At 49.5% G+C, this 15,874-nt stretch carries 20 protein-coding genes and 2 pseudogenes; 5 read left to right on the top strand and 17 right to left on the bottom strand.

What is annotated here, in order from left to right; translation table 11 throughout:
* Positions 1-288 precede the first annotated feature (288 nt).
* From MY052_RS22035 to MY052_RS21965, 15 genes are all read right to left on the bottom strand, one after another.
* Complete coding sequence (locus MY052_RS22035) at positions 289-1,137, bottom strand: DUF4942 domain-containing protein (protein ID WP_088732394.1); 849 nt, start codon at positions 1,135-1,137, stop codon at positions 289-291.
* A gap of 78 nt (positions 1,138-1,215) precedes the next feature.
* A complete protein-coding gene (locus MY052_RS22030) occupies positions 1,216-1,419 on the bottom strand; it encodes a DUF957 domain-containing protein (RefSeq protein WP_047359061.1) in 204 nt (67 codons plus the stop codon).
* 28 nt (positions 1,420-1,447) lie between these two features.
* On the bottom strand, positions 1,448-1,939 hold the full coding sequence (locus tag MY052_RS22025) for a DUF5983 family protein (protein WP_248537860.1): 492 nt from the start codon (positions 1,937-1,939) through the stop codon (positions 1,448-1,450).
* The gene (locus MY052_RS22020) at positions 1,936-2,313 is read right to left on the bottom strand and encodes a TA system toxin CbtA family protein (protein WP_047359063.1); all 378 of its coding nucleotides are present in this window, start codon (positions 2,311-2,313) and stop codon (positions 1,936-1,938) included. Before MY052_RS22020 ends, MY052_RS22025 begins: the two co-directional genes overlap by 4 nt.
* A gap of 51 nt (positions 2,314-2,364) precedes the next feature.
* A complete protein-coding gene (locus MY052_RS22015; RefSeq protein ID WP_047363950.1) occupies positions 2,365-2,724 on the bottom strand; it encodes a type IV toxin-antitoxin system YeeU family antitoxin in 360 nt (119 codons plus the stop codon).
* 23 nt (positions 2,725-2,747) lie between these two features.
* Positions 2,748-2,969, bottom strand: coding sequence for a DUF987 domain-containing protein (locus MY052_RS22010; RefSeq protein WP_000691982.1), 222 nt, complete (start codon positions 2,967-2,969; stop codon positions 2,748-2,750).
* 20 nt (positions 2,970-2,989) lie between these two features.
* Complete coding sequence (radC, locus tag MY052_RS22005) at positions 2,990-3,469, bottom strand: RadC family protein (protein WP_047359065.1); 480 nt, start codon at positions 3,467-3,469, stop codon at positions 2,990-2,992.
* An 11-nt stretch (positions 3,470-3,480) separates the two neighbouring features.
* On the bottom strand, positions 3,481-3,942 hold the full coding sequence (locus MY052_RS22000; protein WP_047359066.1) for an antirestriction protein: 462 nt from the start codon (positions 3,940-3,942) through the stop codon (positions 3,481-3,483).
* Positions 3,943-4,038: 96 nt separating this feature from the next.
* On the bottom strand, positions 4,039-4,278 hold the full coding sequence (locus MY052_RS21995; protein ID WP_047359067.1) for a DUF905 domain-containing protein: 240 nt from the start codon (positions 4,276-4,278) through the stop codon (positions 4,039-4,041).
* Positions 4,279-4,355: 77 nt separating this feature from the next.
* Positions 4,356-4,829, bottom strand: a complete 474-nt coding sequence (locus MY052_RS21990; protein ID WP_181502091.1) for a hypothetical protein — start codon at positions 4,827-4,829, stop codon at positions 4,356-4,358.
* Positions 4,830-4,850: 21 nt separating this feature from the next.
* Positions 4,851-5,690: a hypothetical protein gene (locus MY052_RS21985; protein WP_131797571.1), complete on the bottom strand. Its 840-nt coding sequence runs from the start codon at positions 5,688-5,690 to the stop codon at positions 4,851-4,853.
* A 38-nt stretch (positions 5,691-5,728) separates the two neighbouring features.
* Complete coding sequence (locus tag MY052_RS21980) at positions 5,729-6,430, bottom strand: DeoR family transcriptional regulator (protein WP_047359069.1); 702 nt, start codon at positions 6,428-6,430, stop codon at positions 5,729-5,731.
* A 215-nt stretch (positions 6,431-6,645) separates the two neighbouring features.
* Complete coding sequence (locus tag MY052_RS21975) at positions 6,646-7,467, bottom strand: DUF932 domain-containing protein (RefSeq protein ID WP_032751326.1); 822 nt, start codon at positions 7,465-7,467, stop codon at positions 6,646-6,648.
* Positions 7,468-7,558: 91 nt separating this feature from the next.
* Positions 7,559-8,422, bottom strand: a complete 864-nt coding sequence (locus MY052_RS21970) for a GTPase family protein (RefSeq protein WP_047359070.1) — start codon at positions 8,420-8,422, stop codon at positions 7,559-7,561.
* Between the two features lie 104 nt (positions 8,423-8,526).
* Complete coding sequence (locus MY052_RS21965; RefSeq protein WP_047359071.1) at positions 8,527-9,714, bottom strand: hypothetical protein; 1,188 nt, start codon at positions 9,712-9,714, stop codon at positions 8,527-8,529.
* A 596-nt stretch (positions 9,715-10,310) separates the two neighbouring features.
* On the opposite strand from MY052_RS21965, the gene MY052_RS21960 reads away from it, so the two are divergent.
* The 5 genes and pseudogenes from MY052_RS21960 to MY052_RS21940 all read left to right on the top strand — a co-directional run bounded on the left by MY052_RS21960 (position 10,311) and on the right by MY052_RS21940 (position 13,700).
* A complete protein-coding gene (locus MY052_RS21960; RefSeq protein ID WP_047359072.1) occupies positions 10,311-10,898 on the top strand; it encodes a YagK/YfjJ domain-containing protein in 588 nt (195 codons plus the stop codon).
* A gap of 102 nt (positions 10,899-11,000) precedes the next feature.
* Positions 11,001-11,207 (top strand): helix-turn-helix transcriptional regulator, encoded by a 207-nt coding sequence (locus tag MY052_RS21955; RefSeq protein WP_047359073.1) that lies wholly within the window; start codon positions 11,001-11,003, stop codon positions 11,205-11,207.
* A 231-nt stretch (positions 11,208-11,438) separates the two neighbouring features.
* Positions 11,439-12,277 (top strand): annotated as a pseudogene (locus MY052_RS21950) (multidrug effflux MFS transporter); the annotation flags it as partial.
* Positions 12,277-12,396: pseudogene (locus MY052_RS21945) on the top strand (alpha/beta hydrolase); the annotation flags it as partial. The pseudogenes MY052_RS21950 and MY052_RS21945, both read left to right, overlap by 1 nt.
* Positions 12,397-12,539: 143 nt before the next feature.
* Positions 12,540-13,700 carry an IS30 family transposase gene (locus MY052_RS21940; protein WP_115074693.1) on the top strand — a complete coding sequence of 387 codons (1,161 nt, stop codon included), beginning with the start codon at positions 12,540-12,542 and terminating at the stop codon, positions 13,698-13,700.
* A gap of 127 nt (positions 13,701-13,827) precedes the next feature.
* On the opposite strand, the gene MY052_RS21935 is transcribed toward MY052_RS21940, so the two are convergent.
* Complete coding sequence (locus tag MY052_RS21935; protein WP_047359074.1) at positions 13,828-14,814, bottom strand: aldo/keto reductase; 987 nt, start codon at positions 14,812-14,814, stop codon at positions 13,828-13,830.
* Between the two features lie 25 nt (positions 14,815-14,839).
* Complete coding sequence (locus MY052_RS21930; RefSeq protein ID WP_047359075.1) at positions 14,840-15,868, bottom strand: alpha/beta hydrolase; 1,029 nt, start codon at positions 15,866-15,868, stop codon at positions 14,840-14,842.
* Positions 15,869-15,874: the final 6 nt, after the last annotated feature.

The following is a 15,874-nucleotide window of genomic DNA, read 5'->3' as shown; positions in this document are numbered from 1 at the left end:
TGTACCCTCATTTATACCCTCGCTCCCGTCAGATACGAATTTAAAACCCAAATCGGGGACGACAATGGAATGGTCATCTGAGGATAGTGTGTTGACACTTCATGGTGGTGTTTTGTCTGGCGACGCACCTGGTGCGTCACAAGGATCCAGTAACAAACCACCAGAAGAAAAGCACCAGGTACGTCAGTATTATTTTGACCTTAAGTAGAAAAGCCTGGCAAGGAGTTTGTTTAGACCCTGTGCTGATAAAGCAATTCCACTTACGTCCAGACAGGTAAATCATCCTGACTACTGTCTGGATGCCAGCGTGCCAGGGTAATGACGGGCGATAATGTCATTCAGCTTATCAACCAATTCTGGTCGCTTAAATGTGATATGCGCTGTTCCCTTCTGAAAGTACTTAACAGTAAACATCTCATCCTCATAACTGGTGCTGTGCCTGTTTTCATGAATATGGTCGCTGAGACGACGGGTGACATCAGCGCGGTTGTCAGGAACAGGTTTTCCGTCAAGTATCATCAGCATCCGCTCAAGGTCAGCTAACCGATCGCGCTGCCAGCCCCAGTTAAGCCCATACCCCCACCGATCATATTTAACCAGCCCGTTCACGATGATCTTCTTTCCAAACTTATACGGGCAATTACTCTTGTAATTCCAGCTCAGGCCCTTAAACACGTTAATCACACCACGCTCAAACACCTCGCCTTTGCTCTGGTGCAATTGTTTAAATGTGCTAAGGATGTTTTCTTCACAGACAGCGGGAATATCGTCTTTCTCCAGGCTGTGGTACCACTCGTCGCGGGCCTTTGCGTCCATCAGGCTGAGCATTCCGGAGCGTTGCATCAAATCCCGCCATATATCGCGATCGAGATTACGGGTAATGGCTTTTATTGCCGTTTCTCTTTTTTCCATCAACCAGCAGCCGCAGCGAAAATTCTGCTTCATAGCCCAGTCCACGGCGGTTTTTCCGCCGATGCTGCGGGTCAGCGTCGAAACATCGTCAAGTTGTTGCATGAGCACTTCAATCTGCGCCAGCGCGGCATTCCGTCCGCTGACAATACGCTCAATGCTGGTGGAGCAAATCATGCCGGTGTGGTCGGTTAACACTTCGGGTTCGGTGAGAGTAAGTTCTGACATCATTTTTCCTTTATATAAAGCAAAGCGCCAGCCGGTAAGGCTGGCGCTTATACATGAGTGATGGGTCTTGTCAGGCGGCTAAACAGTTCCGGCCTGTTGCAGAAGCTGCAGATGATGGAAATCGCGAACGTCCTGCAATGCCTGGGTGATATGGGGTAACAGTGTTGCTGAATCGGTGTTGTCTTCGTCGTTGTCGAAAATAATGTCGGTGTCGCAATCGATGTTGCCCTGAAGCCAGTCAATCAGAATGGTGAGAGCGGCTTCGGTGGTTAATTCTGGCATGTGAAAACCTTGTGGTGATTGAAGTGGGCTACCAGTCAAAGGTGGCAGAGCCGGGCAGCACTTCGCCACAGGCATCAAGATGAACAATGCCAGCGGAGTAACGACGCATAATAGTCACCACCAGGCGGCGACAGGCTTTCGACAAACCAAGGCGTTTTAGCCGCAGCACTGGAAATGACCACGCATTCAGGTAGAGCAGATAACCTGAGCCGGTATAGCTAATCCATTCCGACTCGCCAAAGTCTTCATGCTGGTGCGACAGGGCATACAGCAGCGAATTGTCTTCCTCGGTGATATGTGCGGTGCTGCACTGAATGCTGTTAACGCGGGCGATGGGCGGAAGCGGATCTTCAACGACCAGCTTTCCGGGGGAGTCAGCAACGCGAAGGGAATAACCGTTGTCACAGACCACGTTAATCAGGTCGGCCAGCTCAATCCCATCAATATCTATGGCGATCCGGCCCATATTGAGGGCCAGAATGTTGATGGCATCGGCTTCCACTGTGAGGGACAGCTTCATTGTTGTTCCTTTTTGTATTTGCCGGTAATGAGATCTGTCACAGGTCTGTAGCCATGACGGGTCATCAGCCCGGTCGCCTTCCGGGCTCGGAGGATATCAATACTGCCGATAAGCGGTGACTGTGTGTCTGCGCTAAAGCCGCGTCTGTCAGTACGGACCAGGTCGTACTTTTCCACGATAAAGTTCACCGCGTCGCACAGTGAGATACCGGCGTCGATATGCTCCTGGATCACGCCATCGTTGCCAAATGGCGTGTCGTTTAGCGTCAGACCGTAGTGACGATCCAGCAGATGGTTCAGGAGGTGCTGCCAGATATCCACGGGGGACGGACGTGGTGAGGTCTCATGCGTGGAGGATAGTGGTTGGGTTTGCACAACTGGATCTCTTTGATGATGGGTTAAAATGAGGAAAAGCTGTGAGAAGGTTTACGCGGTTGCTGCAGGTGTCGGGTAAATCGCGATGTACACGTATCCATGCGAGCCGAGGCTGTCGGCCTCGCAGGTCAGCCCTTTTGAGTATAATGTGACGCAGTGCTGATGGCGGGGATTGAGTTCACCGGAAACCAGCATCAGCTCAAGCTGTTTGAGCTGTACCGGAAACGCCTGGTCAAGATGGCGTAAATCCGCGTCGCTGAACGTGCCGGCGATACTCGCGCGGTCGGCGAGATAGTGCAGCCGGTTGCCCTCCTGCACCAGACGGGCACCAAAACAGGGCGTGATACTGCGTTTAAGCCCCCACCAGGGTTCAGTGATATCGTGGTTTTCTGCCGGTATTTTATTCGACAATTTTAGCCTTCCTTAAACGTGAATTAATTCAACGTGACGCTGCGTAATACAACATAGGGGCCGTTGCGGTCCTGACGACGTTCTGCGAAGACCGCGAGCACACCGCTGATATCCTGGACTTCCCGCCCGGCATAGTGGCAGATGCTGCCGGACCACTGATACCGCCCGGTACAGAAGCGAAACAGGCGGGACTGCGGATGCTGGCGGTATATCGCCATTGCCTGGCGTTTGCTAATAATCTTCATAGGGTTATTTTCCTGTTGTGCTACAGCCAGCCACGTTCTGCAAACGAGGCGATTTCCATACCGCCGACCACCAGGTGGTCCAGCAGGCGGATATCTACCAGGTCCAGGGCCTGTTTCAGGCGTTCTGTGATTCGTTTGTCGGAATCACTGGGTTCGGCATGTGTTGACGGGTGGCAATGCGCGACAATGACAGCGGCGCAGTTATGCTTCAGACCGGATTTCACCACTTCGCGGGCATGGACCTGCGTATGGTTGATGGTGCCGGTAAAGAGCGTTTCATGGGCTATCAGGCGATGCTGGTTATCGAGGAAGAGGGCGGTAAATTCTTCACGCTCCAGTGAAGCAAGCTGCAGACGCAGCCAGTCGCGGACGGCATGGCTGGAGGTAAATGACGCGCCGGGCTCGCGTAGCTGGCACGCCAGCAGGGTTAAGGCTTCCCTGACCGTCTGCTGGTCGGCAGGGGCTAATTCACGGGCAAACAGTGGTAACTGTTGTTCCATAGCTGCTGACCTCAGTCGATGATGTGCATGATGGTGTTACATTCCGCGTGGTTGAGCGCGTAATCCCGCAGGCGGTAATAGTGCTCTGTCATGGCATCGCATTCGGTACGCATGGCGTGGTGGCTGTAAGTCATCAGACAGACCGCAATCCCTGCAGCTTCGGCACTGAGTTCACCGCCGTTACCGTTCATCGGGTTGTACAGCGTCCACGGCTCATCGGTGTCCGGTTCCGGTGCCATAAATGCGCCGCCGTTGCTGAGTGAATAAAAATTCCAGATACCCCCGCAGTAATCAGCACACAGACGGTCCATCCAGGCGAAGATCTGCGGCTCCAGGGTAATCCACTGTGGTATGCTGCCGAAGTGCTGCGGCCAGAAGCAGATACGCTGTTCGTCAGGTACCTGCGTTACGGTCAGTTCAAAATCAGGTTCGTTAGCAGCAGATGCGAGGTTGCTTTGTGTCGCGGTTGTCATGGGTATGTCTCCGTCAATAAAAAACGCCAGCGGCGATGGCTGGCGTATGGGGTAATAAAGGATGGTCCGGGAGATGGTTGTCGGGAATGGGGGTTGTCAGTCGGTGAGTAACGACCTGCGGATGCCATAGCGCCGGATATATGGGGTAAGTCCTGCACCGGCATCGGGCTCAAAATTCCAGGCACGCCAGACCATGCTGCCATCATCGTCGCGCACAACCAGACGAAAATGCGTGGTCTGGTCATCTTCGATGGTGACGTTGTGGTAACGACTGATAATGGCTTCGGCCTGCTGCCGGGTAAAAGAGCCAGGTGGTAGTAACAGGGATTCAGGCATGATGATGGCCTTAAAAAGTAAAAAGCCCTGTTGCACATGGGCAACAGGGCTGGTCGAATCACTTATGTGAAAATCCGTCAGGGTTGATCGAGACAATCCTGCCAGGTGATATCTTTCAGCGCATCGTGCAAGCCACGGGCACTGAACGGTTTCGATTCCCCTGACTGAAAGGCGGTGAAAGCCACTTTGTCTTTTGCTCCTGTGTGCTTCAGTGCTTCAAAAGCCACCTTAGCCGGAACAGCCTCGCCCGGAAGCAGTATTTCATTCTCAAGCGAGTATTTTTCATTGTTTATCAGAAGATACACCTCGCTCATTCCTTCATCAGAGGTGGCGCGGTAATCCTCCTTCGGGAGCTGCCAGGCCACAACCATCTTTTTATTGCTGCAACTGATGGTCAGCTTCTCTCCGGCCTGATTGTCGCTGCTGAGTGCAAACTCCATACCGCCCGTATTGCCGTACCATTCACCCCACTGTTGTTCGGTCACTGTTGCATGAGTGAAGGCCGGGGCCAGAAGAGACAGCAGGACAGGTAAACAGGGTTTAATTTTCATACTGTTATCCTTTTCAGTTCATTAGCGCTGATTCAGTTTTTCTTTATACGCGTCTATCTGTGCCTTTAGCTGTGCCAGCGCAGCCGAAGCGATATCGGCGTCAACACGGATAAAATCCTCCTGAATCACGCTGAACCTGACCGGAATTTTAAATGTACTGGCACCCGGTCCTCGCAGAATAGCCGTTCCTGTTTGAGTGTTATCACCGACCTGCTGCGCATTCTCAATCATCAGGCATGAAACATTTTCCTGAATGGAATCCCATACTTTTTGACCAATGGCCCCGCAGGCGGCTGAGTGATATTGAGTAAGGTTCAGATGTGCCTTTTTCGCTTTATCGAACTCGCTCTCTTTTTGCGGGTGGGCTTTATAATAATCGCGCTTTTTCTGTAACTGCTCTTCCCGGCGCTTTTGCGCCTGCTGCTGATTGAGCTTATCAATCTCATCCGTGTCCGGACGTGCCGTAATGACACCGTCACTGAGGGTCATGCGGACCGGGTAGATATTGCCATTACTCAGGTTAGCAACCGCCAGATAACGGCCTTCAGATAAGGTTCTGGTGATATCGACTGAAACACAGGACTCCCGCGAATTGAGGTTCTCAAGCATATCGTTTACTGCCAGACAGCCTGATGCTTTGACCGTACTCTCTGGTGATGCAGCAAAGCTGGAGCCAGCAATCATTGCCAGCAGAGGTAATAATTTAATCAGTTTCATTTTTTTCCTTACTGAAATCAGATGAATAGTTTTTGTGAATACATAAATGCCCCGGATAATACCCACCGGTACATCAGTGGGTAGTGTCAGGGCAAGGAGTCGGCTGAATACCCCGATTTTTGACGATACTGGTGATAACAGCATCGGGCTCCTCTTTGCTGCCAGGTGGATAAAAAACTGCACTATTCCGGCCTGTTATCAGCCGGAACAAACGCAAGCAGTGACTGCTGAATAAATCGAAAATGGGGTAAGGCCTGAATGAACACCGGGTCTTCAGCCAGACGACATAAACTGTCGTTACGCCGGAAAGACTCCTGCAGGGGTTGAACCAGATGAATTTCATCCAGCGTGAAAACGGCAATATGTCCGTTATGCTCGGCAATCAGATACCAGGTCTGCTGGTGGATGAGTAACCGGCACGGAGCCAGTCGCTCGCAGCGCTGCCCGTCAGCAAGCAGTGTGACTTTTCTGCGGTCAGTAATTGCCTGAACCAGTCGCCAGAATGACAGAGGCACTGACGGTGAGGATGCCGGACTGGCAGGTGGTATAACGCAGGGGGCTTCATCACACATCAACAACGTATTCACCAGTCGGCGGTCAAGGCCCGGAAAAAGCCCGGCCAGCCCGCTGCGGTGGGCAAAGATAAGCACATCAGGTACCATCTGCATCTCACTGCCAGCGGTGCGCAGACGGCAGTAGCCGGACTGATACTCAAGGTCCAGGTACATCAGACGTTCACGAAAATCCCGCCGCAGCGTGCGAACCGATACGCCAAACTCAGCGGCCAGTTTGCGCACACTCAACGTTTCACCCGCCACCAGGCGGCTGATTATCAGTGACAGCCTGACAGCCAGCCGGTCATGGCGGCGTTCTGCCTGTGTCATGAGAGGTTCTCCGGGAAAGTTAACTGACTGAAAATGATGTGATTACTTTAAAGAGGGGCGCGGTCAGGGTATGGACACCACAGTAACTATTTTTCATTTCTGCAAATGTCAGTTGTGGCGGGGGTTACAGACAATCTCCGGGGAGTGAGGACCGCCAGCACGTCGCAATGCGGACAGGTGGTGTCCGATATTAACAACGTGGCAACATGAAACGTCTACTGCAGTTGTGTGAGCAGTGTTTCTGCCATCACCCACAGCGCACGGTTAAGCTTCACGTCCCCGTCAATGCCGCGCACGGCACGGGTATGTGTCCGTCCACCTTTAGCATTACGCCCACTGAGTCCGCCCTTAATCAGGTTTTCCTGCACACGTTGATAAGTAGTCCACAGGTCATTGCTCTCATCCTGCCAGCGGCGCGGGGAGAGTATCTGCGATTCAGTAACCGGCTGATGGTCCTCACCAAAACGATACGTCAGCGCGGCTTTTGCCAGTGCCTGCTGCGCAGGTGGCGGCAACAGCAACGACTGCATGGCATCCCGCTTTTCTTCCACACGGTCAAAAATCCCCAACACCTCATAGGCCCCGTCAATAACCTGACTCACCACGTCCCCCTTGTGTGGCACCCGTACCTCGCCAAAGGATTCGCCACAGACAAGACCGTTCTGACACACAGCTCTGAATAACCCCGGCAGCATCTGGTACGAGCTGGTGCCGTCATGTGAATTAAGAAGAATAATTTCCGGTACCTGCTTACCGGTAATCTGCCCCTCCCGGCGCAGACGCAGCATGTGCTTTGTGTGTTCGCGACGACCAGGATCACGTACACGGGTCTGACAGGCAAAGAACGGCTGAAAGCCCTCCCGCTGCAGACTGTCCAGCAGAGAGATGGTGGGAATATATGTGTAACGTTCACTACGGGATTCGTGTTTGTCTTCGCTGAATACACTGGGTACCACGCGGAACAGTTCTTCACGGGTTAACGGACGGTCACGACGAATAAGATTTGCAGCGCCAAAGCGCGAAGCCAGACGGGTCATAAGCAGATTCCTCATAATGGGGAAAACTAATAAAAGAAAGCCCCGTCGCACAGGCGACGGGGCTCGGAAAACAACTGGCAGGATTAAATACTCAGAAGAAGAAATTCCAGACGCTACGGGCAACCGACACCACTGTATCGCGTACCGCCCTGATAACTGCCCGCACCGGGGCCGGTATCAGCGGTAGAGCGCTCACCGCATCCAGCGTCGCGCCGACGGTTTCACCAAAATCGTTACGCGCTTTTTCCTGGACTGTCGCTGTGCGAAAGGGAGACTGCAGTTGCGCCACTACCGGGCTGCTAGCTTCACGAGGCAGGCAGCGGATCATCCGTTCGGCCATTATCCGTAATCCCCACCTGGCCCGGACCGATACGGCACATACCGGATGCACCGGCTGGAACAGTTCATGCAGCAGGCAGATTTTGCGACTGATATTCAGCTTCTGTGCTGTGGATAATTGACTGTTACTGCTGGTGGGCTCGACCTTGTCCGACTGGCTGATAACAAACAGCACTTTATGCCGATATGCTTCACCAATAACCTGTCGGTAAAAATGCTCATCCACCGCCAGCGCGCGGTCATCAGCCTTAATCAGCCACAGCACCAGGTCGAGCTGGTGTAGTTGTTCGCGGTACAGCGCAGCATATTCCGCATCGCGTGAACTACTTTCCCCGACACCGGGTAAATCCACGAGGGTCATCACACGTTCTCCCACCTGCAGACGAAAGCGCAGTGGCTCACGGGTACAGGCAGCAACATCGCTGACCGGCGATACCTCACCGGCAAACAGGGCATTGCACAGACTGGATTTACCTGCACCGGTTTTGCCCATAATTCCGATCACTGGCTCATAGTGAGTAAGCTGGTTTATCTGCTGCAGAATCCGCTCTGATGTCCACTGCGGCAGGCCAGAAAGTGATTGTATAAAGGTCTGCAGACCTTCTTTTTCGTGCATCGTCATTCCTCTGAAGAATTAAAATGAAAACGGCAGTACCCGAAAGTTCTGCCGTCACATCAGGGCTGTTCACGAGGATGATATATATCTGAATATTTTTTTGATTAATCGTTTTTTACAGATCTCATTTTCTTATAAGCATCATCAATATATGCTTTAAGTAAGGCATTTGGTTCAATGCCTGTCGCATCCTGCAACGCAAGTAATTTCTTTTTAGACTGTGCTGTCAGTTTAATACCTGAGCTGTCTTTGGCTTTTTTATCCCTGTGGCGTTTTTGGATCCAGGCGTTTCGGGCTCGAGCCAGAAAGTGTTGCTTATTTTTGTCTGCATCCAGTTCGAAACTATATGATTCATTTTTGATGAAAGCGTGCTGTTCTTTGCTCCAGCCAGCCCAGTTATCAAATGTCGCCAGAAGAAAATCATTCATTTGTTTTCTGGTGGCAGGAGATACATCGCAACCAATAAAGCTCTTTTGCATATAATCCCACAGCCAGAGGAGATTATCCTCATCATCAAGATCAATCCATGAAAAAGGTTGAGGGTAATTGCCAAACTCAGTACGCCATGATTTATAAAGGCGATCGATGACTTCTATTTTGTCATTAACGCTCATAGCCAGATTATCAACGAAAGTCATGCTTGAAGAAATATAGCTTTCTTCAGAGTCGTATAATGGACTTAGCGATTGGAAATTAACACCGTTAGCTACGTGAGAAACTACATTTTTTATGGCTGAAGGGCCATTATCAAGAGTAAAATCCTGAGCGTTAATTGTATTTATTGCTTTTTCTCTGTTTAAGTCTGCAATCAACTTTTTAACGCCTTTAACATCTTCCACGCCTGCCTTATCATTTTTTGAATCAACATCAATTTCCCATTGACTCGTTGACTGAGTTATAAGTACATCATCTTTGATGATCGGAGTTGATATCAATAAACCCTCTGCGAAATTGATGTCTGAATTATTTAACCTGGAGGTAAGTAATATATCGTTACTGACAAGCCAAAAGTATGAATAACATGCAGCACGTCTGCTTGATTTCATCCAGTCAAAATACTTATCAGGAACAATATTGATAGCAGCATGCTTTTTCATCTCTCTGATTATTTTTTTTCGCTCTTTAAGATTTTTACAGAGAGAGTTTAAAGCTGTGTTAATTTCATCAGCATACTGAGCAGCAGAGTGGTAACTTTTTGTTGTATTGGTGTCAATCCATATCCCATACCTAACAGCCAGGTACCCCAAGTACTGGTTGTATCTCCTCAAACGCCTGTAGTCCATCAATGCCATACCGTTCCCCTGTCACGTTTATCGTGCATCCTGATGTATCAAAATCACCCGTCAATCAACCATGAAAAACATAATTTAACAGTAATAAAAATGCTTTAAAAGCATAATTATTTAGTAATGATAATCAGGCTGTTTTTTACAGCATAAGTGCGTTTTAATGGGGTTAATTAGGTTATCTGAAGAGTATGACAAATTTACACAATGTCAGTAAACTATCCTGATTACAGAAATGGCGATTTTTTACAGGAAAAACCTTTCATTTGCCCTGATAAGTGACACTGTCGTATCGCAAGTGATGATGTATCCGGAAGGTGATGAAACGGGCAGAGACTTGCCGGGGGCAGCTGCGTGTCGCACAGCGACTTCACTCAGACAGGTGAATAAAAATGAGAGGTAAACAGGTGTTGATTAATGTTGGCTATTAATTTGGGTTAATTAGTATAATTAATAATGACGTCACCTGAAATATACTACATCTTTACTCTGTTCCATAATCTTCTGCCTCACTCTCACCACTGCATATATTCAAACTTGTAAAAGGGTGATAATTTACATACAACGCAAATCCTCTGAGCATAAACAGCGAGGATTGAGCCATGCATTTCCCCTATCCCAGTAACACCCGTTATGATATTAACTGGTTTTTATACTCTCTCATTAACAGTCATCTGAATGATATGCTACACCGATACTCAAGGGTACTGGGTGTAAGGATTGATTTATTCTATATAAAGTCGACTTCCAGATTTCGTCAGAGCACTTACAGAACAATTGAGTCAGACGTGCGGAAATTAATGAAAAAAACAGAATCCTGTTCGTTCGTAACTGGTTACTTCTGGGTCATTGAACGTACACCAGATCATGGTTTTCATGCACATGTTATATTCTATCTCGATGGTCATCATACACAAAAACCATTTCCGCTGGTACAGAGAGTTAGTGAGTTCTGGAGAGAGATAACAAATGCAGAGGGTTATTATAACTGGAGCAATTACAAGAAAAATTATCAGGCTGATATTAACCGAAAAATTAACCATTCGGATATCAAGAGCATTAATGAATTAAGATACATCATCAGCTATCTTGCTAAAGAGGAACAAAAAAATGGGATGTATATCTGGGGAAGTAATGAGGTTCCTCCGCCAAGTGGGTTAGGCAGACCCAGAAATAGCGATAGTCTTTAGCGTGGTTTATTTTTTACAGAGCCAACAGTTGATGTGGAGGAGCGAGTAGTAATAATTACTAACACCCGCTCCGGTTAACAGATATTACCGGGAAACATCGACATGCTAACTAAACCTGCTTTACTGGACGATCAGTTTATTGACATGAAATTCATCACTCAACTTACTGGCCTTAGCGATAAATGGTTCTATAAGCTAATACAGGATGGCTTATTCCCGAAGCCAATTAAGTTGGGCAGAGCTTCCCGATGGTTAAAAAGCGATGTGGAAGAGTGGTTGCATTATCGTATTTGCGAATCCAGGAAATAATTCCACCGGCTAAACTGCACATAAAATCATCTTTACCAAAAAGTAAGCTCACTTTGATTATCCACAAATTAATATCTCCTAAGAGTATTCCCTGAGGATCAGAGATGCATGAATCTGCTTACACTCAGCATTAATGAATTCCACTCATAGTCTCTATCCTCTTGCCTAGGATTATCAGTATTCTAAATACCTGTTAATATGCGTTTATCTTTTCATGTCCAACGGATCACCATGCTTAATCAACAGGCACGTACACAGTCGGCTACAGCTAAAAAAACGGCCACTCGTTTCTGCTCATTCTCAGCGCTCTGATGGCTGTTACCTCTTTATCAACCGACATCTATCTTCCAGCTATGCCCGTCATGGCAAAGGATTTACAGGGTGATGCGGAGCTGACAATCACGGGGTTCCTTATCTGCTTTTGCATTGCACAACTGATTTGGGGACCCATTAGCGATCGTTATGGACGTCGACTGTCGCTGTTTATTGGTTTAGGTCTATTCATCATCGGCTCAGTGGGCGGCGCGTTATCAACAGATATCGTGCAAATAGTCTTCTGGCGTGTTTTTCAGGCGTTAGGTGCCTGTACCGGGCCGATGTTGGCACGAGCAATGATCCGTGACCTGTTTAGCCGTACTCGTGCAGCACAAATGCTTTCGACTCTGATGATCATCATGGCCATCGCGCCGATTGCCGGGCCCCTGATCGGCGGGCAGATGATTAAAGTTACCTCATGGCATGCCATTTTCCGGCTGCTGGCGATTATCGGGACATTAATGCTGATGTCTTTATTCTGGTTACCGGAGACATTACCTGCTGATAAACGCTTGCAAGCCTCCGTAACCAGAGCATTTCACAACTACTATGCCTTGCTCACCAACGCCAGATACATGCGGTTTACTCTGTGCCTGATCTTCTACTATGTTGCAGCCTACGCCTTTATCACCGGTTCTCCGTTTGTGTACATCACGTACTTCGGCGTCGACCCGCAGCATTACGGTTGGCTGTTTGCAGTAAACATTATTGGACTGATGGCGGTGAGCATGGTCAACAGACGCCTGGTTCACCGCTAACGCATCTGCCTGAAGTGGGAATCAAAGGGAATACCCACTTCCCGTTCTCTGATTTAAATAATGTGCAGATTGCTGACCTGGTGAGTAAATTCCTGAAGGAAAAAGATCTGCAATAGGAAGCGGTAGTATTGAGCCTTCAATAAAGAAGGCTCAATACAAACATCAGTTTTATTAAAAAATGGGAACGTGACGGTCTGCTAAGAGCTGTGAGTTCAACGGGTCGATGCAACGCTATCCTTAATCAAGGGGGGACGTTGCCATGAAACGAAGAACGCGCATTTACTACACGCCAGAACAGAAAGCGATTATCTGGGACCGATATAAGCAAGGTGATTCCCTGCACGATATCGCCAGAATGTTCGACAGATTTCACTCTTCTATTATGCCTACAATCCACCAGACAGGTGGCTACCGTCCTCCCGTGCGAAGGCGGCACCGGTTAGCGCTCTCGCTTGATGAAAGAGAGGAAATATCCAGAGGATTGGTAGCAAAACGCAGCATCAGGGACATCGCTGCCAAATTATCAAGAGCTCCTTCAACGATTAGCCGCGAGATTAGGAGACACGGTGGTGCAAAACAATACCGTGCAGCAAAAGCCGATACTGCTGCGTGGGAAAATGCTCTGAGACCAAAACCTTGCAAGCTAATTCAAAGCCCCGCATTGTGTAAAATCATTGCAGAGAAGATGCATCAGGACTGGTCGCCGGAACAGATCGCCGGCTGGCTGAAACGCTGTTATCCGGATAGTCAGGAAATGCATGTGTCACACGAAACGATATATAAAACGCTTTTTATACAAACCCGGGGTGCATTAAAAAAAGAACTGCAGCAATGCCTCAGAAGCGGAAGAGTCGTGCGTAGATCCAGAACATCATCGCTTAAAGGGAAAGGATTAGGGTCAATCCCGGATACGATCTCTATCAGCGAAAGGCCACCTGAAGCAGCTGACAGAGCCATACCAGGTCACTGGGAAGGTGATCTGATCCAGGGCTCTAAAAACTCCTATATCGTCACCCTCGTAGAGCGTCATTCCCGTTTTGTTATGTTGGCCAAAGTCAGGGACAACAAGACCATAACGGTTATATCTGCACTCATCAAACAAGCCCGTGAATTACCTGCTGAGCTTTATAAAACATTAACATGGGACCGGGGTGCTGAAATGACCAGCCATACCCGGTTTACCGTAGCTACAGATATTCAGGTTTACTTCTGCGATCCTCAATCCCCCTGGCAACGCGGCTCAAATGAAAATACAAACAGATTACTCAGACAGTATTTTCCAAAAGGAACTGACTTATCGGTTCACAGCCAGCAAAGACTAAACAGTGTTGCCAGACAGCTCAACGAGAGGCCGAGAAAAACGCTAGACTATGAATCACCCGCAGAGCGGTTCAATCAATGTGTTGCATCCATCGGTTGAACTCACAGCGAAAAGCGGACATCCAAGAATTGATGAAAAGTACAACATCTTCAGGTAATAAATAAATTTCGCCGAAATAATGTAATTACCGACCCGAAGGCCGGTAATTGTTAACGCTGATAACCTTTTACCACGCGTAAGCTTCAGGTGCCTCTCCGCCTGGCCCCGGCCAGATGGTATCCAGCCTTTTGAGCGTATCATCTGAAAGAGACAGCGTCAGGGCATTGAGATTCTGACGGAGCTGTTCAACTGTACGCGGACCACTGAGCACGGCGCTAACCACCGGGTTCTGCAGTAGCCAGGCCAGCGCGACGTCTGATGGTGTTTCCCCCAGCTCATCACACAGTGTTTCCCAGGCCTCCAGTTGTGGCCGCAGGCGGTTGATTTGTGCCTGCAACTGCGGTGATGCCCGGCGGCCACCGGCAATTTTCTTCAGAACACCGCCCAGCATCCCCATCCCGACCGGACTCCAGGGGATCAGGCCAATGCCGTAATGACGCAGCGCCGGAATGATTTCTAGCTCAATCGTGCGTTGGGTCAGATTGTACAGGCTCTGTTCCGATACCAGCCCCAGCAGGTTGCGCGCGTCAGCCTTGCACTGTGCAGTGGCAATATCCCAGCCAGCAAAGTTACTGCTGCCAACGTAGCTGATTTTACCCTCACGGATCAGCTGTTCCATGGCCTGCCAGATCTCCTCCCAGGGCGTGTTCCGGTCGATATGGTGCATCTGATAGAGATCGATATGGTCCGTTTTCAGCCTTTTCAGGCTGGCCTCACAGGCCCGGCGGATATGGTAGGCAGACAGGTATTTGTCGTTCGGCCCCGTGTCCATCGGCTGGTAAACTTTCGTGGCCAGCACTATCCGGTCACGCTGACCACTACGCGCCAGCCAGTTACCGATGATTTCTTCGGATGTTCCGTAACCCTTTGCCATATCCGGTGACTGCGGCCCGCCATAGACGTCAGCGGTATCGAAAAAGTTGATACCTGCATCCACGGCTTCATCCATGATCCTGAAGCTGGCAGACTCATCCGTCAGCTCACCGAAATTCATGGTACCGAGACCGATGCGGCTCACCCGCAGACCGGTACGCCCCAGATGTTTGTAGTTCATGTCAAATGCTCCTTAACTGAACGTGTTATTGCAGATTTTTACGGAAAAAGTCTTTCAGCTTGTCAAAAGGGATGACGTCGGTACGGTCATACAGATCGACATGCCCTGCGCCCGGTACGATGTACAGTTCTTTAGGCTGACCGGCGCGTTTGAAAGCGTCCTCGCTGAACTCTTTTGAGTGAGCCCGATCACCGGTAATAAACAGCATCGGGCGCGGCGAGATGGTTTCAATATCGTTGAACGGATAGAAGTTCATAAACTTGCCAATACTGCTCAGCATCGGTTTCGTCGTCAGTTCCTCTTTCTGACCCTGTGGGGTATAGCCGCCGCGTTCGGTGCGGTAGAAATCAAAGAACTCGCGCTGAATATCCGGTGTGGAGTCATCCAGTTTGTTCACGGTGCCAGGGATATAAGCCGTCTCGCCGCCCTTAAACTCGGCTAACCGTTGCTCAATGGCTGACTGGATAAAGGCCTTACGTTGTTCTCCCGTCTGGGAATGATTAAGGCCATTACGGAACGCGCTCCCCATGTCATACATGCTGACCGTGGCAATGGCTTTCATACGCGGGTCAATCTTGGCGGCACTGATAACAAAACTTCCGCTGCCGCAGATACCCAGCACGCCAATGTTTTCTGGATTGACAAACGGCTGTGTGCTCAGATAATCAACCGCCGCGCTGAAATCATCTGTGTAGATTTCCGGTGAAATCAGGTGCCCCGGTTTGCCCTCGCTTTCTCCCCAGAAAGAGAGATCGATAGCCAGCGTGACAAAACCCTGCTCCGCCAGCTTCTGCGCATAGAGATTTGAACTCTGTTCCTTAACGGCTCCCATCGGGTGACCAACGACGATCGCCGGGTGTCGGGTGTTCTGGCTCATCGTTTTCGGGATAAACAGGTTGCCGACCACGGCCATCTGATACTGGTTTTTAAAGGTGACTTTTTGCTGCGTCACCTTATCGCTTTTATAAAAATTATCGGCCCCACGGGACATATCCGCCGCAGAGGAAGCAAATGCACTGATCAACAGCCCCAGCGCTAACGTAAATTTTTTCATGATGGT

Origin of the sequence: Kluyvera ascorbata, assembly GCF_023195735.1 — a bacterium.
Classification (GTDB): domain Bacteria; phylum Pseudomonadota; class Gammaproteobacteria; order Enterobacterales; family Enterobacteriaceae; genus Kluyvera; species Kluyvera ascorbata.
Note: the sequence above shows the minus strand (reverse complement) of the source record. Positions and strands in the feature narration are given on the sequence as shown.